Source organism: Shewanella sp. SM95 (genome assembly GCF_025653595.1).
GTDB lineage: Bacteria > Pseudomonadota > Gammaproteobacteria > Enterobacterales > Shewanellaceae > Shewanella > Shewanella oncorhynchi.
Genome location: NZ_JAKKSE010000018.1, coordinates 16,799 through 34,939, shown reverse-complemented (window position 1 = coordinate 34,939; position 18,141 = coordinate 16,799). Strand labels below are relative to the sequence as shown.

Below are 18,141 nucleotides of genomic sequence, written 5' to 3'. Positions count from 1 at the left end.
TTCATGCTGATCCCTTAATGGCTTTTTCAGCTTTCTTTTTGATAGTGACAGCCGTTTTGTGCAGCGTTTTTTTATTACTGAGTGAGGCTGTGGCGGCAATTATTTGATTTGCCATTGAAAGGGCTTCTTGTGGATCGCGCTTGAGTAAATATTGAAGTGAGATTTTTGCATCATCAGCGCTGGTATTTAGGTATCCCTGCAGCTTAGACATGATGGTCACCTTTAAGCCGTTTAGTGGACGCCATTTTTATACGCGCTAATAGCAAAACCGTTTCTTTAGCGTCGGCATGAGCGCGGCCTAAACCCATCTTGTTGACAACGGCATGCTCTGCGGTGGTGACAAGCATTAAATTGCTAATGTCACAGTTGGTGCGGTCGTTATCGATGAACCAAATTTTATGGCTTTCGGGCACTTTACCGTGGCGTTTTTCCCACTCGATAATGTGTTTTAGTCGCCATGTTCTAGGTTCAGATACTTTTACCATCACAAAGCCGTCTTTATTATCGATACGCTCTGATCCAACAGGTTTGTGGTTCAGTGGCATATCGCCTTTTTTAAACTGGGTTGCTGCAGAATTTCCGCCAGCTTGCCAACCTTTCATCCCAGCATTCCACGTTTTACAACCAGGATTAAATCGGCCAGTACGTCCCGATTTCATTTTATGGTTGCGGGTGAAAGCACGGATCTGATTAATCGTTTTTTCAGTACCAAAGGTATGGTTAAATGCCGTGGTAATTTGCTCGATGGTGAGGCGTTTATATTGCAGCTTTACCCACTCATATTGTTCGTCGGTAAAACTGCGTAATTTGCCTTTCGTTATTTCACCTTGTTTGCGTCCACAGGTGATACCGTGGTTCGAACATGCGGCTTTAATCTGCGATAGCGTCTTGGTGTAACCAAAGGCACAATTGAACAGTGCTGTGGTTTCAGCAAGTGACTTTTCAGGATACGTTGCACGCAAAAAATCAAGCATGGCAACAGTGAAGAAGAATCTAGCCATTCTTAGCCTCCAACATTTCAGGGAGTTTTCTACCTACGCCCATGTCATTTGCTGCTATTTGCGCATCGAGTGCTAAACGTGCGTTAGCCACAATTTGTGTCGAAATTTGAGTGACTGACTTGGAACGATGGATTTCATCTTGCAGCGCTTCACCTTTTAAGCTTTCGTCAGACAGTCGCTCAAGCTGTGCAAATAGGTGATTATTTAGGTCGATAAGTTTGTTTTTCATGCTGCTTCACCTGCAATATCTTCTTGCTTAAGCGGGATTTCGATTGAGCCTTTTACCTCGTTACCAAACACATCCCAGCCTTTAGTTTTTGTCCTGGCGAACATTTCAAGGCGAGGAACATCACCCATTAGCTCAACGCATTTATCACGAAATTCATCGGGCTTTTGGCTGTGGCGAATGTTTTGATATGCGCCTACGTAGCAAAGGTGTGCGAGCACTTCATCAAGGCTTTCTGGATCAAAATTACCCACTGCGCGAACGCTGCGGCATGCGGGTGTTGGTTTTCCTTTTACTGCGATGATTGCCGATTCACTGCCTGCACGGGACCAAAAGCCCATACCAAAGAATGGATTGTTGTTCACTGTTAGCTTGTTCCACACAAAGCCATTCATGTTTTTAAGGGTGAATCCCCAGCTTTTAACCAGATCAATGGCATCCTGCGGCATGGCTCCCACGTACCACATCACCAGTACACAGTTGTCGTCGGCAATGCTGCCCACATCGAGGCGCTTTAAGTCCTCGGTGCTGGTGACTGTGTACTTGGCTTGGGCGCTGGATTTCATCGAGCCGCCCGTGTTCTGGTTGCTAAATGCCCATGGTGGATCTGCGTAAATCACTTGATATTTTTTGCTCATGCCGCATGCTCCTTTGAATCATTGATAGCAGCGCTAAGTTGCTGCTCAAGTAGTTCATTCATTCCTATTGCATGCAGATAGCTTGCTGCCATGCTCACCAACTGCTCGAGTTCAACGATCCGCGCATTTGCCGCGGCTAACTTGGCTAGATGCTTTTCCCAGTCGATTTCTTTGATGGCTTCAACAACGCCCATAGTGTTGTTAAGCGTGGTTTGGGCGCGCATCAGGTTTGATAGCTCGATAAAGTGGCGAGCGGCGCAGCGTTCTGGATCCAAGCCTGTGGTGTAGTGCAGCTTTATGGCGGCAATAGTGGGCTCGGATACAATGCGCGTTAGCGATAGCAGTAAGTCGAGCTTGTGCTCTGACTCACTGCCCGCGAGTAAGTAGAGCATTTCGCGAGTGGCGGCTTTAGTCATGCTGCCACCTCTGGCTTAGTCAGTGACATGATCCAGTTGCGTAGCTCAATCATTTGAGGGCAAAACACCATTGATTCGACGTAGGTGTAAAGCTTTGGATAGTCGTGCTGTTTGCGATTGATGAACCAATCAGCGTCGGATTCTGTCAAGCAAGACTTAACAATGTCCTCATACTCTTCAACCCAAACAGTTTCAATTCCTTCCAGATCGTCATAGTCTGAATCAAAGTTTTCAATAAAATAATCAATCTTTCCCTGACCGCTAGAAATTCCAGCGCAGCGATTATCAACCCAGCTTTCCAAGCAAACTGGTAGATCATCCTCATCACAATCCAAGTAATTTACTATTTGCTCATTTATGTCACCTAAAAAACTGTCAGCAACTAAAGAGAAATCATTTTCACGATCAACAACATGAAATCTATCTGAATAATTTCTATCTGTCGGTCTGAATCTTTTGCAACGAACCTGCCAAATTGGATCGGCTGTACATCGATTATCTTGCGAGTGCATTTGCTGTGACATTTCAAGCAGGAATGCGGGGACTTCGATACGTTGGCTCATGCTTTCACCTCAACTTTTGCGGCTTGATAAGCACTTTTTACGGCTTCATATTCGCTGCCAAATATCTCGGTCGCATCGATAAGACTAAGGCGGGTATCGAGGTAAATAACATCATCGTGCAGGAACAGCGAAAGCGGGGCGAATAAGCAGTCACCCCAATTTGTACCAATCGCTTCTAGTAAAGGTATGCGTGAAACTTTTTCAGGCATCATGGCATTGTATTTAGCTGTGATAGCTTCTAACGCTTCACGATCCGCGGCTTTCGGCTTGCCGTATTTGGGGGATGAAGCAAAGCAATTAGCAGCTTTCGGCTTGAACCATAAGTGATTATTTTCAAGCTGGTTGAAGTTGTGAAAGTTAATGCCAGCACACGAAATGCATTCAACGCGATTGCTAAAAATAGGTTTGCCACCGAAGTGGTCGGCTAATTTAGTCGCTTGCTCAATCAAGTTTGCTTTAGCTGCATCAAAGGCTTTGAATGCTTGCACTGCGGTTGCGTTGGTAATTTTGTAGTAACTCATATCGATTCTCTCTGCTCTGTTTTCACTGCACTTATGGTTGCGTTACGCTGCTATTTCGCCGTTGTAGACTTGCCAAGAGATAATTTCTTTCTTGGTCTTGGGGTTAACCTTGCCAGTGGCCTTGCGGTAACGAACGTGCAGGTCGCGGCATTGGTCCTGTTTTTTTGCTAACTCAATGTATTGCGCGCAGAGCGAAGGCGTTGAGAGCGAATGCGACAGCTTTTGTGGCTTCATGGTTTCAAACTTGGCCTTTGCCATTTCATTTAGCTTGGCTTGGTATTCCGCTTGGCTGAGTTCGCGGCGGTTCGGGTGTGCGCCTTCGTATAGGCTGCACTTTTTAGCCGCTTCTTTTTTAGCTATGGTCATGGACACGCCGTATACGAAGAACATGGTTAACTCCCTATTTTTGTTCGCTGCTTAGGCTGCGCGGATCTGGTCTTTTGCTGCTGCGTCGCGCTGTTTGTCGAGGTAGGCGGCTAGGTCGTTGACGTTGACTAACCACGGGGCTTTATTGCCTTCGCCGCCGCGAAAGGCTGGTACGGGCAAGCGGCCTGCTTTGGCGTAGTTCGATGCTGTGCGTGGCTCAAGGGCAAAAAACTCTTTGCTGATTTCTTCCAGTGGCACGATCACTTTGTTGAACTGGGCCATGAGTAGTAATGCGGTGTTCATGCTATTTGCTCCGCAGCTTGCTTTAGGGCTCGCTGTTGCAGTTGTTGTTGAGTGCGCTGCCAGCCTTTGATCAGTCGCTCGAAAGTTGCGGTTTCTTGCGGGTATATGATGATCAACAGTTCACATTCAGCGATTTGCTTGTCGCAATGTTCCATGGCCGCGTTCATTTATGCTCTGCTCAAACTGAGTTGGTGCACGTTGGTTGGGGCAGTTTCATTGCTCCAAACCATCACTGAGCCGTACAGGCCTTGCTTGGGTTCGGTGAAGCGCAAGCAAAAGCTGGGGCCGAGTTCGCCAGCGTTGCCGATGAACTGGCTGTGAAAGGCTGGGCTAGGGTGGTTGTAAGCAAAGTGCTTAGTTAACTCTGCGCAGCGCGCTTGCACTCGTTGGCAATCCATTGGGTTGGTGTGGCCCTTGGCGATTGCCATGAGGCAAGCAAAGCGAATAGCAACAAGTAGACGAAACTCGGTGCGTTGCTTAGTTGATGTTTGAACTTTTGATAGAATCATTTCCGTGTTCCTAGGTAGTGGGTTTAAGTTTTCTTAAACATAATTTAGGAAAGCTTAAGTTCTAGGTCAAGTTAAAACTTAGGAAAACTTAAAATATTTTTGGTTATTTTTGATTTGGTGATTTTTACAGCAAGGGGTGATATAAATTAAGATGTTGAACTAAGGAGGGTTTATGGTCTTTTTTAAAGGTTTTTTAGCCATAGCAATTCTATTATACGTAATGCCGGCTCAATATGTTTTTGGTGCTGTTTTTAAGTGTGAAATTGGCGGAAAGCTAATTTTTCAGGACGAACCATGCCAAGAGGGAGCACAGCAAACTGTGGTTGTTGCTCAAGAAAACTCGCAACCAGAAGTGGAGTATGACCAGCATAAGTATGACGAGAGTAAATTCAGTGATTGGGAAAATACATTGATCAAGGCTGGCAAGGTTGAAGTTGGTATGAGCGTTGAGGCGCTAGAACAAAGTTGGGGAAGCCCTAAAGATATAAATCGTTCAGCTTACGGTCCTGAACAATGGGTTTTTAGGGATGGTATGTATGGACAGCGTTATGCGTATGTTCGTGATGGTAAAGTTGTGAATTGGCAGGATTAAATAACAAAGGGAAATTAAATGGCATTAATAAATTGTAGTGAATGTAATCGTGAGGTTTCAGATAAAGCTGAGTCATGCCCAAAATGTGGAGCCCCTATTTTAGGCGCAAAAGAAAGTATTTCGGCTGGTTCAAATATACGTACGATTCAAGAAACAAGTAAGAAGTTTAAGATACAGCAATTAGCCTCAATTTTGTTGTTTTTAACTGGTTTTTTCATGAGTATGTCTGGGGTAAGTGACCCTGATTATAAGCCATCAGTATGGCCTGGGTTATTTATGATAGTTGGTTTTTTGTGGTATGTTGTTAATCGATTTAGGATATGGTGGCATCATAAATGATGTACATGTTGATCTGTAGCATGATTATCTTGCTACAGATCAACAATGATTAGATTAATACCGAATACCAAAACACTTTACCGATGATCTTGATGTGTTTTTGCTTTTCAGTGTCCAGATGTTCGTCTGGCCATTCTTCTGTGTTGTAGCTGCGTAGGCGCAATCCGCCACCTGGTAACTTATAAAGCATTTTTACGCGCAACATGCCGTCGTGGTTAATGGCGTACATTTTGCCGTCAATAATATCAACTTTAGAGGTGTCTACTCCAACGGTTGAACCGTGGGGTAATACGGGTTCCATGCTGTTGCCTGCCACTTTTACGCAGGCGGCATGAGTGGCGTTAACGCCTTGGTGTTTTAGGGTTGATTTGGCAAAGCGTAGCTTTGGACCATAGTATTCCCCCGCTTCTGCTATTCCTGCACCTGCGGCAAGTTCTACCTCCATGTAAAAGGGTATCTCCACTTCATCATCACCTAAGGGGGTACTACTGTCCCATGTTTCAAATCCACCCGCCCATTCAGCATTTGACTCAGGTTTTTTTGGTTTTTCTTCACCAAACATCAACCAGTCAGGTGAGCATTGGAGTGCTTCAGCCAACTTATAAAGGTTTTGGCCTTTAGGTGAGGTATCACCAGATTCCCATTGCGAAATGGTAACGCTCGATACTCCTACTTTTTTACTAAGTTGGAGTTGAGTGAGTCCGATGAGTTTTCTTTGCTCTTTTGAGCGATCGCCGAGTGTTTTCATATAAGTAATCTTAAATCAATTTGACTTAGGTTTTATTGGTATTCATACTTAGGAAAACTTAAATTTAAGGATTCCTTAAAATGAAAACGAATGACGCTGTTGCCCACTTCAAGGGGAAATCGAAATTAGCCAAAGCGCTTGGGATTAATCCTGCCTCAGTTTCCCAGTGGGGTGATGACGTTCCTGAGCTTCGCGCTTTTCAAATTGAGCGTTTAACGGATGGTCAACTAAAGGCGACTGCGTTGCAGTTGACTCATCCCATCCAAGCGGCCTAGTGCTTAGGCTTAGATTAGCAAACAGAGGGTAAGTCGCATGAAAACCAATTCACATGTCTGTGTTAGTCGTTTGAATCTATTAATGAAGTCTATTCATCGCGTGTTAGAGCTGCCGAAAATGAATCGGTTTGCGTTGGCGATGGATTTTGTGGCTGCGGTTGATCGCCTTGGCTTGAATGATGTGTTAGCCACTGAGGGGATTAGTTTTGCTCGCACTCACGATGTTCACAATGATGCACGAGTGAATGCACAAAAGCTGTTCCGTTGGCTAGGTCAGTATGAGGGGCAGCATCCACAGGCTGATCGCTTGTTTCATGTTGAGCAAGCACTCGTGGCGGCACTGCCTGAGCATTTACGGGTGCAGTATTTGAATGATGTGTTTGGCTGTGCTGGTGTGACTGTGATTGCTGATCAGGTAACTGATGGGCATGTGTTGCATGTGGCTGATATGGCGGCGCAGCTGACAAAAGAAAACTCCGAGGCACAAATTGCGGTAATCCATTTGGCTGATGCTCCAAAACGTGAGGATTTGCTGAAGGCACATCGCGAGCTTAAAGAGTCTGCCGCGACGACTAATGGCAGCATTGCTGCGCTTGAGTTGGCTCATCCGTTTTTGGCGCGTTCTGGTTGTGCTGATAAGTCGTCTTCTATTGAGTTGCGCAAAAGCGAGCAGGTGGGCTGATGTCGGATAACGTTGATGATGCAAACAAGTTGGCCGATTTGCATTTGAATATTGCATTGGCTAAGCGTGATTTGCCTGCGCCTAGAGCCGTTACTGGCGTGTGCCATTGGTGTGAGGCTCCGGTTGATGGCGTGGTGTTTTGTGATGCCGATTGCCGTGATGATTTTGAACGTGAACAGCGGAGAGCTAAACGATGAAAGCCTTTGATCCTGTTATTTCCGTAGAGGTTAAATTAAATCAGTTAACTGATAAGTGCGCGAGTGATAAAGCCGCTATTCCTGATGTAGGTGCTAAACCAAAGTTCCCTAATTGGGATGCGTTAAATCAGTTAACTGATAAGTGCGCTGATATTCCTCATACACCTGAAGAAGATGCTGAGTTTGAACGCATCGAGCGTAATCAAGAGATTGCATTGATGGCTAATGTGATTCGTTCGGCACCGACTACGAGTGCTGAGGGTGTTGCTGCGCGTATGTTCGCTGCGGGTTATCGGTTTGATAGTTCGAAGGTTGAAGTTTAAGAAAGCCCGCTAAAGTTTGGCGACCGGATGCGGGCTTAATACCAGAGAGGCATGATCATGTTACGTATACATGGGTTTTTAGTCAATTACGTGCGCGTTTTGCTTGCATTGGAGTGTTGCGCATGAGTAGAAAAGCTACCGACTGGGCATGGGACCAGTTAATTAAACCAGCAAGTTTAAAAATACTGCTGTTATCGATGGCTGATAGAGCAGATGAATACCACCTTTGCTACCCAAGTATTGCACGTTTAACTCAAGATACTTCATTAGATAAGAAAACCGTTCAGTCAGGTATTTTGAAATTAATAGAGATAGGTTTAGTGCAAGATACGGGTAAAAAAAGAGGCCCTACTCAACGAGTACGAGTGTTAAAACTCAACTTAGAAACCTTCATTTTAAACGAACCCAAAAACGGGAACATTCCCAAAAACGGTAATATTCCCGAAAACGGGACTTTGAATGATCCCAAAAACGGGACTTTGAATGATCCCGAAAACGGGATCCGTAACCAGTCATTAGAACCAGTCACTGAATCTTTAAAAGACTCTTGTCCTACAACGAGTGCTAAGTCGGTTTTCAATGCGTTTTTCAAAGCATATCCAGCCCACCGCAAAGGCGGTTCTGATGCTGCTGCGTGGAAAGCGTGGAAGTCTGAAAAGCTGACTGACCAAGATTGTGTTTTGGCGGTTGAGTGGCTGAAGAACGCTGCGGCTGTTGAACCGAGTTGGGGTTTCAGTGCTAACGGCCAGTTTGTGTTGGGGATTACCAAGTTTATCCGCGAACGCCATTGGCTAACACCGTTGCCTAAGGCTGCCTGTGCGCATTTGGGTATTGCGGTGCACAGTGAGACTGGCGGACGTTTTGATTCGATTGGCGACTTTTTTAATACGGAGCTGTGACGATGATGGATATGAGCAGCGAAGTGAGTAAGTTATTAAAAAGATTAGGGGCACCTAAGCATATTCAGCCTGATCCGCCTGAGGTTCATCGTCAAAAAATCCGCGAGTTACAACGCCGTGATGAGGTGATCAAGTCGAATGAGCATCGCAGTCGTTTGAATAACGCTTTGTTTGGCAAGAGTGGCTTAAATGCACATTTTTTAAGTTGTTCCTTTGAAAATTATAAGGTTGAACGTGCTGATCAGCGTAAGGCGCTTGATGTTGCTAAGCGGTTTGTGGAGAAGTTTGTTGAGTTGTCGGCGGTGGGTAAGGGTTTTTTGTTTATCGGTACGCCTGGCACGGGGAAAAACCATTTGGCTGCGGCGATCGCCAATGCGTTGATGGCAAGGCATCACTCTGTTGTGTTGTTGAGTGTGATGGATTTATTTGCTCGGGTACGTGAGAGCTATAACGACCGTTCGCTGAGTGAGGAACGTTTGATTGCTGAATTTATGCGACCTGAGTTGTTGATCATCGATGAGATTGGATTACAGCGCGGCAGTGTTGACGAAATGCTGTGGTTAACGCGGATCATCGATAAGCGCTTATACGGCCTTAAATCGACAGGGTTTATCACTAATCTGGATACTGCTGAGTTGCAAAAGGTGTTGGGTGAGCGGGCTTATGAGCGTCTGCTTGATGCGGCTACTGTGGCCGTTAAGTTTGATTGGCCGAGTTTTCGCGGCAAGGGGGCTTAATTATGTCAAATAAACCATTAACTCAGTTGCAACGGTTGCAGAAGATCATCACGGGTAATCGTTATTGGACCTTGTTTGAAATCCAGCAGGAGTGTTTAACCCGCTTTGGTAAGTTTGATAGCGAAACTGCGTTAAGTGCGCGTTTTAGGGATATGCCGCTGGATAAGCGCTGTAAGCGGCTGCGTGATGGCACTAGGCATACGTTTGAATATCGGTTGGAGGCGTGATTATGGTTAAGCCAGCGAGCGGGGTTGAGGTGGGTAAGTTGAACGAGGCATCGCTGCGCCGTTGGTTACGTGGCGGTTTGACGCGGGATTTTCGTGATCCACAGTTTCCTGAGCTGCGTTTACGGGCAACGGCGGATAGGTCTAAGGCTAGCGTGCATTTGGTGATCAATGAGGGCGATAAAACGGTTTGGAAGAAGCAAGGCGTGTGGCCGAGCATGTGCATTAAGACGTTTTTAGCGGATTTACCCGTGATGTTGGCTAAGCGCAGTGCGGGCGCTGATGTGTTGCGTGGTAAGTTTGCGACTGTGACTGATTTGCTGGTTTGGTATCGCAATCATTTGGAGGGTAATACGACCTTAAGCCAGAGCTGGCGCGATAACTGTAAGTCGATTATGAGTAAGCAGCTGCTGCCTAAATTGGGTGATCTGGCCTTGGCTGAGTTGTCGTTTTTGCTGGTTGATAGTGCGTTGGTGAAGGTGATGCTGAATGAGGGTTATGCGCCGCATTACATTCGTTTGTGTGTGAATGTGCTTAAGCGGGCCTTGAGTTTGGCTGCTGATTTTAGGTTGTTATTGCTTAATCCGTTGATGGGGTATCGAGTGACTATGAGTTTAACCATATCACCTAAGCCTGATACGCGCTTGATGGAGTCTGACTTAGGCCCGTTGTTTATCGCTTTGCGTGATGCGCTGATGCCTGTTGCGATGCTGTTTATGCTGATGCTGATGTTCGGTACCCGCATTGGTGAAACCCGTTTGGCAAGATGGGAGCATTTTGCGGGTGAGTATTGGTTTATTCCTGCGGCGAACGCCAAGAACCGCCAAGAGCACCGGCTACCGTTAACGCCTACGGCTAAGGCACTTATTCAGCATTATTTTCAGTGGCAGCTTAAAAATGTGGGTAAGCGGGCGTTTTTGTTTGCGGGTGATGTTGGCGCTATTAGCCAGCGCACTGCGCATTATTGGAGTGAGACGATTCGGTTTAAAGAGTTTACCTCGCATGATTTGCGCAAGCTTTGCCGCACGATTATTCAGGATATGGGCGTGGATACTATGGTCGGTGAGCGGTTGCTTAATCATGCCCTGCCTGTGCTTTTGCGTACCTATGTTCATTCGACGTTGGATAAGGGCATGTTGAGTGCGCTTGATGCGTATCACGCGCATTTAATTTCGCTCGGTTTTAGTGAGGTTGCGCCCGAGATAATCCCTAGATCGCCTGTGGATGTTGGGAGTGTTAAAACCCTTGGTGTGAGTGGGTGGCTGTGATGATCGTTGCATCAGCCTCAGAAGAGTATGCAATGGCACAAATTAAGGTGGTTTTATGAGTCATCCAGCTTCACAAATTCTAAAAACAGGTAGGGCGATTAAGGGGCTTTCTCAGGATGAGGTGGCTGAGTTTTACGGGATAAGCCGCCGAACGTATCAGCGTTGGGAGAATGGCAAGAGTAACGTGCCTTATAACCACCTTCGCTCAATTGTGGATGATGTATTTCATTTATCGATAGACCAGATCACGGAGGTGGCTAATGCGGTTATGTGATGCGCAAGAGCAGGTTATTAACATGAAAGCCCTTCGTGCTGGGCTCAATGCCTGGGGGCGTTATTGGGCGTTCCAAGAACTCGGTAAGGGCTTCGCCACTCGTAGTGCGTGCGATAAGTTCGGTGAGGTCCAAGTGTATGGCTGCTCAGTTGTTCATGAGCCTGATGTACCCAAGCATGTGGCACAGTTTGACTTAATCATCAATGTGTTATCCAGTGACTGCAAGCGCGCAATCCGCACCTGTTACGTGTGCAAAGGTCAGTGGGCATTGATGGGGTTCGACAGCAAGAAGTCTTATATCTACTGGCTTAGACGAGCAGAAATCCAATTAGCAAAGTGAGGTGAGTGATGGATATATTTGGTATTGGTAGTGCGGTGAAAGCAGCGGCTGAAATCTATTTTAATTGTGCTAGGCGTTCAGGAAGAACAACGGCTTTGATTAAAACATTAAAGCCAGGTGATCGGGTTTACTTTGCTAATTACGAAATGAGCCAATGGTTTAAGCGTCGTCTTAAAGCAGATGGCGTTGATGGTGTTGAGTGCGCAGTATGGAATGATCATGCTGTCAAACTCGCGCGTGCTAAAGGAAGGGCTATATTCGACCACACACTGATTGAAGATTTATATAAGAAAGCTATTGATGACAAAGCCAAATTGATAAAGCGGATAGAGGACGATTTTAGTGGGGTTGAGTGTGTTATTGGTGTTGATCATCAACCTGAGCGATTTAGTTTCGAATTCCATAATTTTAGAATTAAGCGAGGTGATTGATGAATCAATTCTTTTTGTTTGGTGATTTAGAAACAGGTGGGCTTAACGGACGCTTAGACAATGGGATGCTTGGTATGGAGTATTACCCTATCTTTGAGGCTGCCTTCATCGTGACTGATAGTGAGTTAAATCAAGTGGGTGAAGCGCTGCACATCGTTATACATCAAGACGATGAGAGTATTGCAAGGTCACACGAGTGGGCGTTAGATGTGCATACCAAGAGTGGGTTGTTAGATGCTGTTCGTGCCTCATCAGTATCGTTAGCGCAGGCTGAACAGATGGTGATCGAACACCTGAAAGCACTAGGAATACCTAAGCATGACCGCAAAGCTAAGACTGGCGTGGTGTTTGCGGGTAACTCAATCATGTTTGATCGTTCGTTTATCATGTGTCAAATGCCTGAGCTTCATGAGTATATGCATTACAGACAGTTAGACATATCGGCTCTAGGGCTCGCAGCCAGAGCTTGGGCGCCTGAGGTAGAGCGTAAGGCTGTTGAGGCTAAGCAGTATCAGCATGAAGCCCTTGCTGACATTCGGGAGTCGATAGCAGAACTCAAGTACTATCGCAACGAGTTGTTTGGTTGTAAGCCTTCAGCTTCATCGAGCGGTTGGTTGTGACTCAATCCAAGTGAGAACGATTACCATCGCGGCTAGATGCGACCTGTTATCATCACGGGTCCTTCCGGCCGCCTTCACTGCGGGGGCAGTGACTTGCAGTGCTTCACTACATATGAAAATTTTGGGGTGGTTGGTTGTTGTTTTATGAGCCACCTAAAAGACAAAGAAATTCAAGCAACAAAAAATTAACCTATCATTTTGATTTATATTAATTTTATTAAGTTAGTATTTAGTCATTTTTGATGGTCATTTTTGCCGCCGAATATAACAACTTTGTCAGATCGTTTTTTGATCTTCAGATCATCCAGTTTCCCATTATCTGAATTTTTTGCGTGATGACCATTTTCTTGGCGTTGGGAATATGGTTCTCATGGTTCGTGTTGCCTACCGCTGTAAATAGCTAAATCAGTTAAGTGATAAGTAAAATATAAATTCAGGCTAAATGCTTTTATCACTCAAATCAGTTAAGTGATAAGTAAATCAATAAAATTCATGTGATTAAGTTTTCACTTATCACACCTTTACAAATTTGTCAGCGACACTTTTGTCGCTTTTAGCGACACTTTTGGCGCTTTCAAGGCCCTTAAAATCGAGTACATTTGTATACGCTTGGTAAAGCTTCGTTTCTAGGTCGCACTCTCTCCCGCTCAAAGGGCTCCGTTTGGAGCCCTTTTTATTTGGTGTATTTATGGCTCGTGTCTCTTTGCGCAAAAAGGTTTATATCGCTGGCCCTATGTCTGGGTTGATTGATTGCAATCGCCCTGAGTTTCATTTGGCTGCCGATGTTCAGCGTGCGCTTGGGCATGTGGTGTTAAATCCAGCAACGCTGCCTGAAGGTTTAACCGAGCCCGAATACATGTCGATTTGTTTGCCGATGTTGATGTGTTGCGACCGAATCTATTTGCTCGACAACTGGGCTAGTTCAGACGGTGCCAAAGCGGAGTATGCGTTAGCTAAAAAACTGAACTTAGAGATTGTCTTTCAAGAGGGGATTGATCATGAAGTAGCGCTGATTGGTTTGCGTGGTAATGGCGAGGACCATTACTAAGCCGCCTGATTTCTCACAGGTGTAACCGCAAAAGAGAGTTCGCATTGCAACGCAGTCAGCGAAAGGTGGTCGAGCCAATTTTGGGATTGGTAACGGCATGACGTAGTTCGGGTTCGCGCCCCGTTAATGCATCAGTAGCGTACTAATACTTACCTAACTTACTTACTCAATTAACTACTTAGGAACTCACTATGTTTACACTCAAATTTTATAAAGTGCCTTTTGATGATGGTGCAGAATCTTCTGCTGTTGTTTCTGCAAAGTCATATGAAAAATATAAGCGTAGTAACGGCACTACAGAAATCATCGTACATGATTCAGCAGTTCAAAATCTTGGAGTTTGTTACAACGTATCAAACGAAGAACAGCATTATCAAACTTGCTATGTTGAAAACATTGCAGGAAAAACAATAGATACAGTTAATTCCTTAACATTTGCCAACCCAAGCTAAACATTAGCCAACCCCCGCTGAAAAAAAAAGCGGCCACTGCAATGGTGGTCGTGGTGGGTATGTGTTGCCGTGGTGTTCGACATTGCCGCCTCGGACGTTGAAAGACACTAAAAACATCAGCTGTTAGAGGCGGCTACCTCACCGTTGACCTAACCGTTGGCCGCGCTAAGGCTAACCTCATTTTAAAGGAGACTGACCTATGTCATTAAAGCAAAAGCTCATGGCACTGGGGCTTTCTTCTGCTGTCGCGCTGGCGGGGGCTAATTTGATTGCCCCCGCCGAAGCGCCGAACGGCGAGCCCATTCTGCATACCTATCTGGATCCGGTGGATATTATCACCGCTTGCTTTGGGCACACTGGCACCGAGCTTGAGCTAAACCAGTTTTTTAGCGAGCAGCAATGCATTGAAATGTTCGCCAAGGATTTAGGCAAAGCTGATCGCCAGTTGCGGCGGCTAACGTATCCGGTGCAACTTACCGAAGGCGAGCACGCCGCTTACCTCAGTCTGATTTACAACTTTGGTGCGGGTAACTTTCAAACCTCCACCTTGCGCAAGCTGTTACTGCGCGGTGAACGGGTGCCCGCTTGTCACCAGCTCACCGATGCATGCGGTAAACACGGCTGTAATGGTTTTGTCTATGCCGCTGATATCAAGTTGCCTGGCTTAGTCGAACGCCGCAAAGAAGAACGTAAAATCTGCTTAAAGGATTTATATGTGGAACAAAATCATTAATGCCACTGGCTCGCTGCACCTGTATTTAATCGCAGCGCTCATCATAGTGATAACGCTACTTGGCCTTAGCCTTACCGCCGTTAAAGCTGATCTCGCGTTAAAAAACTCGCAGATTGAAACGGCCACCGTTAACCAGCGAATGCTGCAAGATGATCTAACGGCTGTAACCGATGAACTGCAAGCGCAGGCCATCGAGCGTGACAGGCTTGCTAAGGATCACGCCTTTGCCTTAGCACTCAATGACAAAGCCGCTAAAGCCAAGGCCGAGATTGATCGCCAACTTGCTGATCAGCGAGAAGCCATTAAAAAACTAAGGACCTCAGCCAATGAACAAACCCGAAGTTGGGCTAATACTGCTGTGCCTGATGATGTTAAGCGGCTGCTCAAGCACGCCGCCTATTGCGCGTACCGTAGTCACCAAACAGACCCAATATGTGTTACCGCCGCAATCATTAATGAGCCAGTGCCTGCCAGCCGAATGTAGTTCAGATGCTAATGCCGATCTGCCCGATTGCATCATTCAACTCTTAGCCGTGATCACCAAATGCGATACCGATTTGCATAACATCGAAACATGGCGAACGGAAAAACAGCATGAACAATCCATACATTAATGATGTTGCCACCCAAAAAGGGCTCACGTTCAGCGCGTATATATCGTCACTAATGAGCACATTGGGAGGTGCTTTTACTATGAATGATGTGGCGATCCTCGTTGGCGTATTGCTCGCCTTCCTCACGTATTTGGGGAACATGGCTTATCAAGAATCCCGTCGTCGCCGCGAGTGTCGCCAAGAACTAAAAGACGAAAAGCGCAAACAAGAACTTCACGCCGCCGACATGCAACTGAAAGCCGCCCTGCTAAAACAAGTGGAGCATCCTAATGGCCCGCATTCAACCATCACCACCCGAGCCTGTTCTACTGAGTAAAACCGACTTATGCAAAAGCCTTGAGATCAGCACCCAAGCGTTTGATAAGTGGGACGTGCCAGTGCACAGCAAGCGCGGTCGTGTGTGTTTATACAAGATGGCCGATGTGGTGGGTAACAGAGTTGCCAACGAGCGCAAAAAAACCATCACTAAGCCCGATGAAGATGATCCCGATAAGCCTGATATCGACTTCGAACGCTGGCGCTTAACTCGAGCACAAGCCGACGGCCAAGAGCTTAAAAACGAAAAAGATCGTAAAGAAGTGGTCGAAGTGCTCTTTGCCACCTTTGTGCTAAATCGCATTGCTGCGCAAATTGCCCCAGTGCTTGATCAAATACATATACGGGTAAAACGCAAATTCCCCGACATTCCAGAACGCACAATCGACGCTATCAAAGCGGAGGTGATTAAAAGCCAAAACACCGCCGCCGATCTTGCGGAGGGCATTGAGGGTTTATTAGATGAGTATATCGGCAGCGCAGATTAAAAATCTGAAAGCCGCCGTTTCTGCTGGGCTGCGTTCGTTCTATCGCCCACCCATGCTCACCTGTTCACAGTACGCCGACGAGCACTTTTACATGTCGTCGGAGTCCTCTTACACCGAGGGCAAGTGGGAAAGTTTACCGTTTCAAATTGGCATTCTTAATGCCATGGGTAACGACCAAATCAGCACGCTTAACTTAATGAAGTCAGCGCGTGTCGGTTACACCAAAATGCTGATGGCTAACGCTGCTTACAAGATTGAGCACAAAAAGCGCAACGTGTTGATCTATCAACCTCGTGATGGTCAAGCCAAAACCTTCATGAAAAAGCACGTTGAAACGGCGATTCGTGATATCCCTGTTTGGCGATTGCTTGCACCTTGGATGGGGCGCAAACATAAAGACAGCACGCTAGAAGATAAGATTTTCACCAACGGCAAAACGCTGATGGTGCGCGGTGGTACCGCTGCAGCGAACTATCGAGAAATCTCCACCGATGATGTGATCTACGATGAGTTAGCGGGTTTTGATGAATCCATCGAGCACGAAGGTAACGCCACATCGCTCGGTGATACTCGTATCGAACTGTCGATGTTTCCTAAGTCGATTCGCGGTTCAACGCCTAAAGTGCTCGGTACCTGCCAGATTGAAAAAGCCTGCAGCGAATCACCGCACTATTTTAGGTTCAACTTGCCTTGCCCACACTGCGAAGAACTGCAGGATTTAAAGTGGGGCGGCCCCGAAGAACCATTTGGTATTAAGTGGCGCAAGAATGAGAAGGGCGAGCATGACCCAAGCACCGCATATTACCTATGCGAGCACTGTGGTTGCTGCATCGAAAACAATCAGCTCGACGATATGGAGCTGCACCCAAGCGCGGTTTGGATATGCGAAAACACCGGCATCCGCACCGGCGACTTTTTAGATTTTTATGATGCCGACGGAAACGACATCACCACACCACCCAATATCTCGATTCATATCTGGTCGGCCTATAACTCGCTCAACAGCTGGGCGAAACTGGTTACTGAGTTCTTTAAAGCCAAAGGCGATAAAGAAAAGCTGCAGACTTTCGTCAACACTAAGCTAGGCCAACCGTGGGATAACGACAACGGCGAGCGTTTAGAGTGGGAAGATTTAGCTAAGCGCCGCGAAATGTACCCGAGTGGCAAAGTGCCTAACTGGGTGGTGTATTTAACTTGCGGTATCGACACCCAAGACGACCGTTATGAAGGCCGCATTTGGGGCTGGGGCGCGGGTAAAGAGGCGGCATTAATTGACCGATTTATTTTATATGGTGAACCTGCAAGCCAAGTATTAACAGACAAAGTGGCTGAGCGTATTGCTAAAAGCTATGCCCGTGCCGATGGGGTAATACTTAATATCGGTACAACATGTTGGGACTCAGGCGGTAACTATACCGATGAAGTCTACAGTATGAGTAAAAAGCTTGGACTGATGCGGGTGATACCCATTAAAGGTGCCAACGTTTACGGCAAGCCGATCGCCAACTTCCCCCGCAAGCGAACCGCCAAAGGCGTGTACTTAACGGAGGTCGGCACCGACAACGCCAAAGAGCTGTTGATGTCGATGTTGCGAATTGCCCCTGATGTGGATGTGCGCAAACCTGGTGCGATTCACTTCCCGTTAAACGAAGCGGTATGTGATGACGTTGAGCTGCGACAGCTCACCACCGAACGCAAAATTCCTAAGCGGGTAGGTGGTCGCATTGTTTACCGTTGGGATTCGGGGAATCGCCGCAACGAAGCGCTAGATTGTTTCGTTTACGCCTTAGCCGCGCTGTATATCGCGATAGAAAAATTCGGCATCAACCTCGACAAACTTTCACAAGTTACCCCGATCGCCATATCAAGCGACCAACCCAAAGAACCTAAACCCAAAGCCGTAAAACAGGCCAATGCAAATGCTGCTTACCTAAACGGTGGCGGTGGTGGCAGTTCTGGCGGTTGGCTGTAGTTAATGCCAATAAAGCCAAGGATAACA

34 protein-coding genes are annotated in these 18,141 nt (G+C 46.4%); 22 read left to right on the top strand and 12 right to left on the bottom strand.

The window, feature by feature from the left end; all coding sequences use genetic code 11:
- Position 1 precedes the first annotated feature (1 nt).
- From L5M29_RS17505 to L5M29_RS17455, 11 genes are read right to left on the bottom strand one after another with little or no spacing between them, the layout of a single operon-like run.
- Positions 2–211, bottom strand: coding sequence for a hypothetical protein (locus tag L5M29_RS17505; RefSeq protein WP_263169145.1), 210 nt, complete (start codon positions 209–211; stop codon positions 2–4).
- Positions 204–1,001 carry an HNH endonuclease signature motif containing protein gene (locus tag L5M29_RS17500; RefSeq protein WP_263169144.1) on the bottom strand — a complete coding sequence of 266 codons (798 nt, stop codon included), beginning with the start codon at positions 999–1,001 and terminating at the stop codon, positions 204–206. The genes L5M29_RS17505 and L5M29_RS17500 overlap by 8 nt, the downstream gene beginning before the upstream one ends.
- A complete protein-coding gene (locus tag L5M29_RS17495; RefSeq protein WP_168823769.1) occupies positions 994–1,230 on the bottom strand; it encodes a hypothetical protein in 237 nt (78 codons plus the stop codon). Before L5M29_RS17495 ends, L5M29_RS17500 begins: the two co-directional genes overlap by 8 nt.
- Positions 1,227–1,865, bottom strand: a complete 639-nt coding sequence (locus tag L5M29_RS17490; protein WP_263169142.1) for an S-adenosylmethionine-binding domain-containing protein — start codon at positions 1,863–1,865, stop codon at positions 1,227–1,229. Before L5M29_RS17490 ends, L5M29_RS17495 begins: the two co-directional genes overlap by 4 nt.
- On the bottom strand, positions 1,862–2,281 hold the full coding sequence (locus L5M29_RS17485; RefSeq protein ID WP_263169140.1) for a hypothetical protein: 420 nt from the start codon (positions 2,279–2,281) through the stop codon (positions 1,862–1,864). The genes L5M29_RS17490 and L5M29_RS17485 overlap by 4 nt, the downstream gene beginning before the upstream one ends.
- Positions 2,278–2,844 (bottom strand): ead/Ea22-like family protein, encoded by a 567-nt coding sequence (locus L5M29_RS17480; protein ID WP_263169137.1) that lies wholly within the window; start codon positions 2,842–2,844, stop codon positions 2,278–2,280. The genes L5M29_RS17485 and L5M29_RS17480 overlap by 4 nt, the downstream gene beginning before the upstream one ends.
- Positions 2,841–3,365, bottom strand: a complete 525-nt coding sequence (locus tag L5M29_RS17475; protein WP_263169134.1) for a hypothetical protein — start codon at positions 3,363–3,365, stop codon at positions 2,841–2,843. Before L5M29_RS17475 ends, L5M29_RS17480 begins: the two co-directional genes overlap by 4 nt.
- 42 nt (positions 3,366–3,407) lie before the next feature.
- On the bottom strand, positions 3,408–3,755 hold the full coding sequence (locus tag L5M29_RS17470; protein WP_263169133.1) for a hypothetical protein: 348 nt from the start codon (positions 3,753–3,755) through the stop codon (positions 3,408–3,410).
- A 27-nt stretch (positions 3,756–3,782) separates the two neighbouring features.
- The gene (locus L5M29_RS17465; RefSeq protein WP_263169130.1) at positions 3,783–4,034 is read right to left on the bottom strand and encodes a pyocin activator PrtN family protein; all 252 of its coding nucleotides are present in this window, start codon (positions 4,032–4,034) and stop codon (positions 3,783–3,785) included.
- Complete coding sequence (locus tag L5M29_RS17460) at positions 4,031–4,201, bottom strand: hypothetical protein (protein WP_263169129.1); 171 nt, start codon at positions 4,199–4,201, stop codon at positions 4,031–4,033. Before L5M29_RS17460 ends, L5M29_RS17465 begins: the two co-directional genes overlap by 4 nt.
- Positions 4,202–4,543 carry a hypothetical protein gene (locus tag L5M29_RS17455; protein ID WP_263169126.1) on the bottom strand — a complete coding sequence of 114 codons (342 nt, stop codon included), beginning with the start codon at positions 4,541–4,543 and terminating at the stop codon, positions 4,202–4,204.
- Positions 4,544–4,715: 172 nt separating this feature from the next.
- Here L5M29_RS17455 and L5M29_RS17450 point away from each other — a divergent pair, with 172 nt between their 5' ends.
- Together L5M29_RS17450 and L5M29_RS17445 are read left to right on the top strand one after the other, a co-directional pair.
- Positions 4,716–5,135, top strand: a complete 420-nt coding sequence (locus L5M29_RS17450) for a hypothetical protein (protein ID WP_263169122.1) — start codon at positions 4,716–4,718, stop codon at positions 5,133–5,135.
- Between the two features lie 18 nt (positions 5,136–5,153).
- Positions 5,154–5,474, top strand: coding sequence for a zinc ribbon domain-containing protein (locus tag L5M29_RS17445; RefSeq protein ID WP_263169121.1), 321 nt, complete (start codon positions 5,154–5,156; stop codon positions 5,472–5,474).
- Between the two features lie 49 nt (positions 5,475–5,523).
- Here the strand turns inward: L5M29_RS17445 and L5M29_RS17440 are convergent, their stop codons facing one another.
- Positions 5,524–6,222, bottom strand: a complete 699-nt coding sequence (locus L5M29_RS17440) for a helix-turn-helix transcriptional regulator (protein WP_263169119.1) — start codon at positions 6,220–6,222, stop codon at positions 5,524–5,526.
- Between the two features lie 80 nt (positions 6,223–6,302).
- On the opposite strand from L5M29_RS17440, the gene L5M29_RS17435 reads away from it, so the two are divergent.
- From L5M29_RS17435 to L5M29_RS17345, 20 genes are all read left to right on the top strand, one after another.
- Entirely contained in the window at positions 6,303–6,497 is a 195-nt protein-coding gene (locus L5M29_RS17435) for a Cro/CI family transcriptional regulator (RefSeq protein ID WP_259544833.1), read from the top strand.
- A gap of 37 nt (positions 6,498–6,534) precedes the next feature.
- Positions 6,535–7,179 (top strand): hypothetical protein, encoded by a 645-nt coding sequence (locus L5M29_RS17430; protein WP_263169115.1) that lies wholly within the window; start codon positions 6,535–6,537, stop codon positions 7,177–7,179.
- Complete coding sequence (locus L5M29_RS17425) at positions 7,179–7,376, top strand: hypothetical protein (RefSeq protein ID WP_259213817.1); 198 nt, start codon at positions 7,179–7,181, stop codon at positions 7,374–7,376. Before L5M29_RS17430 ends, L5M29_RS17425 begins: the two co-directional genes overlap by 1 nt.
- Positions 7,373–7,699, top strand: a complete 327-nt coding sequence (locus L5M29_RS17420; RefSeq protein ID WP_263169111.1) for a hypothetical protein — start codon at positions 7,373–7,375, stop codon at positions 7,697–7,699. The genes L5M29_RS17425 and L5M29_RS17420 overlap by 4 nt, the downstream gene beginning before the upstream one ends.
- Before the next feature lie 122 nt (positions 7,700–7,821).
- The gene (locus L5M29_RS17415) at positions 7,822–8,598 is read left to right on the top strand and encodes a helix-turn-helix domain-containing protein (RefSeq protein ID WP_263169108.1); all 777 of its coding nucleotides are present in this window, start codon (positions 7,822–7,824) and stop codon (positions 8,596–8,598) included.
- Between the two features lie 2 nt (positions 8,599–8,600).
- On the top strand, positions 8,601–9,335 hold the full coding sequence (locus L5M29_RS17410) for an ATP-binding protein (protein WP_263169106.1): 735 nt from the start codon (positions 8,601–8,603) through the stop codon (positions 9,333–9,335).
- 2 nt (positions 9,336–9,337) lie between these two features.
- A complete protein-coding gene (locus L5M29_RS17405; RefSeq protein WP_263169102.1) occupies positions 9,338–9,562 on the top strand; it encodes a hypothetical protein in 225 nt (74 codons plus the stop codon).
- 2 nt (positions 9,563–9,564) lie between these two features.
- The gene (locus tag L5M29_RS17400; RefSeq protein WP_263169099.1) at positions 9,565–10,827 is read left to right on the top strand and encodes a tyrosine-type recombinase/integrase; all 1,263 of its coding nucleotides are present in this window, start codon (positions 9,565–9,567) and stop codon (positions 10,825–10,827) included.
- Between the two features lie 55 nt (positions 10,828–10,882).
- Positions 10,883–11,101, top strand: coding sequence for a helix-turn-helix domain-containing protein (locus tag L5M29_RS17395; protein WP_263169096.1), 219 nt, complete (start codon positions 10,883–10,885; stop codon positions 11,099–11,101).
- The gene (locus L5M29_RS17390) at positions 11,088–11,441 is read left to right on the top strand and encodes a hypothetical protein (RefSeq protein ID WP_259213804.1); all 354 of its coding nucleotides are present in this window, start codon (positions 11,088–11,090) and stop codon (positions 11,439–11,441) included. The genes L5M29_RS17395 and L5M29_RS17390 overlap by 14 nt, the downstream gene beginning before the upstream one ends.
- A gap of 8 nt (positions 11,442–11,449) precedes the next feature.
- Positions 11,450–11,872, top strand: a complete 423-nt coding sequence (locus tag L5M29_RS17385; RefSeq protein WP_263169094.1) for a hypothetical protein — start codon at positions 11,450–11,452, stop codon at positions 11,870–11,872.
- Positions 11,872–12,492: an oligoribonuclease gene (orn, locus tag L5M29_RS17380; RefSeq protein ID WP_263169092.1), complete on the top strand. Its 621-nt coding sequence runs from the start codon at positions 11,872–11,874 to the stop codon at positions 12,490–12,492. Before L5M29_RS17385 ends, orn begins: the two co-directional genes overlap by 1 nt.
- 688 nt (positions 12,493–13,180) lie before the next feature.
- Positions 13,181–13,540, top strand: coding sequence for a DUF4406 domain-containing protein (locus L5M29_RS17375; RefSeq protein WP_263169089.1), 360 nt, complete (start codon positions 13,181–13,183; stop codon positions 13,538–13,540).
- A gap of 191 nt (positions 13,541–13,731) precedes the next feature.
- Positions 13,732–13,992 carry a hypothetical protein gene (locus L5M29_RS17370; RefSeq protein WP_263169085.1) on the top strand — a complete coding sequence of 87 codons (261 nt, stop codon included), beginning with the start codon at positions 13,732–13,734 and terminating at the stop codon, positions 13,990–13,992.
- Between the two features lie 199 nt (positions 13,993–14,191).
- Positions 14,192–14,725 (top strand): lysozyme, encoded by a 534-nt coding sequence (locus tag L5M29_RS17365; protein ID WP_263169083.1) that lies wholly within the window; start codon positions 14,192–14,194, stop codon positions 14,723–14,725.
- Positions 14,706–15,209 (top strand): hypothetical protein, encoded by a 504-nt coding sequence (locus L5M29_RS17360; RefSeq protein ID WP_263169081.1) that lies wholly within the window; start codon positions 14,706–14,708, stop codon positions 15,207–15,209. The genes L5M29_RS17365 and L5M29_RS17360 overlap by 20 nt, the downstream gene beginning before the upstream one ends.
- Complete coding sequence (locus L5M29_RS23810) at positions 15,091–15,339, top strand: hypothetical protein (RefSeq protein WP_227257030.1); 249 nt, start codon at positions 15,091–15,093, stop codon at positions 15,337–15,339. Before L5M29_RS17360 ends, L5M29_RS23810 begins: the two co-directional genes overlap by 119 nt.
- Entirely contained in the window at positions 15,320–15,655 is a 336-nt protein-coding gene (locus L5M29_RS17355) for a phage holin family protein (RefSeq protein WP_259213791.1), read from the top strand. The genes L5M29_RS23810 and L5M29_RS17355 overlap by 20 nt, the downstream gene beginning before the upstream one ends.
- Positions 15,609–16,142 (top strand): terminase small subunit, encoded by a 534-nt coding sequence (locus L5M29_RS17350; protein ID WP_263169078.1) that lies wholly within the window; start codon positions 15,609–15,611, stop codon positions 16,140–16,142. The genes L5M29_RS17355 and L5M29_RS17350 overlap by 47 nt, the downstream gene beginning before the upstream one ends.
- Entirely contained in the window at positions 16,117–18,114 is a 1,998-nt protein-coding gene (locus L5M29_RS17345) for a phage terminase large subunit family protein (RefSeq protein ID WP_263169076.1), read from the top strand. The genes L5M29_RS17350 and L5M29_RS17345 overlap by 26 nt, the downstream gene beginning before the upstream one ends.
- Positions 18,115–18,141 lie beyond the last annotated feature (27 nt).

Coding starts and splice junctions, on each gene's coding strand:
- L5M29_RS17505 (WP_263169145.1), bottom strand. CDS start 211: ATGTCTAAGCTGCAGGGATACCTAAATACCAGCGCTGATGATGCAAAA.
- L5M29_RS17500 (WP_263169144.1), bottom strand. CDS start 1,001: ATGGCTAGATTCTTCTTCACTGTTGCCATGCTTGATTTTTTGCGTGCA.
- L5M29_RS17495 (WP_168823769.1), bottom strand. CDS start 1,230: ATGAAAAACAAACTTATCGACCTAAATAATCACCTATTTGCACAGCTT.
- L5M29_RS17490 (WP_263169142.1), bottom strand. CDS start 1,865: ATGAGCAAAAAATATCAAGTGATTTACGCAGATCCACCATGGGCATTT.
- L5M29_RS17485 (WP_263169140.1), bottom strand. CDS start 2,281: ATGACTAAAGCCGCCACTCGCGAAATGCTCTACTTACTCGCGGGCAGT.
- L5M29_RS17480 (WP_263169137.1), bottom strand. CDS start 2,844: ATGAGCCAACGTATCGAAGTCCCCGCATTCCTGCTTGAAATGTCACAG.
- L5M29_RS17475 (WP_263169134.1), bottom strand. CDS start 3,365: ATGAGTTACTACAAAATTACCAACGCAACCGCAGTGCAAGCATTCAAA.
- L5M29_RS17470 (WP_263169133.1), bottom strand. CDS start 3,755: ATGTTCTTCGTATACGGCGTGTCCATGACCATAGCTAAAAAAGAAGCG.
- L5M29_RS17465 (WP_263169130.1), bottom strand. CDS start 4,034: ATGAACACCGCATTACTACTCATGGCCCAGTTCAACAAAGTGATCGTG.
- L5M29_RS17460 (WP_263169129.1), bottom strand. CDS start 4,201: ATGAACGCGGCCATGGAACATTGCGACAAGCAAATCGCTGAATGTGAA.
- L5M29_RS17455 (WP_263169126.1), bottom strand. CDS start 4,543: ATGATTCTATCAAAAGTTCAAACATCAACTAAGCAACGCACCGAGTTT.
- L5M29_RS17450 (WP_263169122.1), top strand. CDS start 4,716: ATGGTCTTTTTTAAAGGTTTTTTAGCCATAGCAATTCTATTATACGTA.
- L5M29_RS17445 (WP_263169121.1), top strand. CDS start 5,154: ATGGCATTAATAAATTGTAGTGAATGTAATCGTGAGGTTTCAGATAAA.
- L5M29_RS17440 (WP_263169119.1), bottom strand. CDS start 6,222: ATGAAAACACTCGGCGATCGCTCAAAAGAGCAAAGAAAACTCATCGGA.
- L5M29_RS17435 (WP_259544833.1), top strand. CDS start 6,303: ATGAAAACGAATGACGCTGTTGCCCACTTCAAGGGGAAATCGAAATTA.
- L5M29_RS17430 (WP_263169115.1), top strand. CDS start 6,535: ATGAAAACCAATTCACATGTCTGTGTTAGTCGTTTGAATCTATTAATG.
- L5M29_RS17425 (WP_259213817.1), top strand. CDS start 7,179: ATGTCGGATAACGTTGATGATGCAAACAAGTTGGCCGATTTGCATTTG.
- L5M29_RS17420 (WP_263169111.1), top strand. CDS start 7,373: ATGAAAGCCTTTGATCCTGTTATTTCCGTAGAGGTTAAATTAAATCAG.
- L5M29_RS17415 (WP_263169108.1), top strand. CDS start 7,822: ATGAGTAGAAAAGCTACCGACTGGGCATGGGACCAGTTAATTAAACCA.
- L5M29_RS17410 (WP_263169106.1), top strand. CDS start 8,601: ATGATGGATATGAGCAGCGAAGTGAGTAAGTTATTAAAAAGATTAGGG.
- L5M29_RS17405 (WP_263169102.1), top strand. CDS start 9,338: ATGTCAAATAAACCATTAACTCAGTTGCAACGGTTGCAGAAGATCATC.
- L5M29_RS17400 (WP_263169099.1), top strand. CDS start 9,565: ATGGTTAAGCCAGCGAGCGGGGTTGAGGTGGGTAAGTTGAACGAGGCA.
- L5M29_RS17395 (WP_263169096.1), top strand. CDS start 10,883: ATGAGTCATCCAGCTTCACAAATTCTAAAAACAGGTAGGGCGATTAAG.
- L5M29_RS17390 (WP_259213804.1), top strand. CDS start 11,088: ATGCGGTTATGTGATGCGCAAGAGCAGGTTATTAACATGAAAGCCCTT.
- L5M29_RS17385 (WP_263169094.1), top strand. CDS start 11,450: ATGGATATATTTGGTATTGGTAGTGCGGTGAAAGCAGCGGCTGAAATC.
- orn (WP_263169092.1), top strand. CDS start 11,872: ATGAATCAATTCTTTTTGTTTGGTGATTTAGAAACAGGTGGGCTTAAC.
- L5M29_RS17375 (WP_263169089.1), top strand. CDS start 13,181: ATGGCTCGTGTCTCTTTGCGCAAAAAGGTTTATATCGCTGGCCCTATG.
- L5M29_RS17370 (WP_263169085.1), top strand. CDS start 13,732: ATGTTTACACTCAAATTTTATAAAGTGCCTTTTGATGATGGTGCAGAA.
- L5M29_RS17365 (WP_263169083.1), top strand. CDS start 14,192: ATGTCATTAAAGCAAAAGCTCATGGCACTGGGGCTTTCTTCTGCTGTC.
- L5M29_RS17360 (WP_263169081.1), top strand. CDS start 14,706: ATGTGGAACAAAATCATTAATGCCACTGGCTCGCTGCACCTGTATTTA.
- L5M29_RS23810 (WP_227257030.1), top strand. CDS start 15,091: ATGATGTTAAGCGGCTGCTCAAGCACGCCGCCTATTGCGCGTACCGTA.
- L5M29_RS17355 (WP_259213791.1), top strand. CDS start 15,320: ATGAACAATCCATACATTAATGATGTTGCCACCCAAAAAGGGCTCACG.
- L5M29_RS17350 (WP_263169078.1), top strand. CDS start 15,609: ATGGCCCGCATTCAACCATCACCACCCGAGCCTGTTCTACTGAGTAAA.
- L5M29_RS17345 (WP_263169076.1), top strand. CDS start 16,117: ATGAGTATATCGGCAGCGCAGATTAAAAATCTGAAAGCCGCCGTTTCT.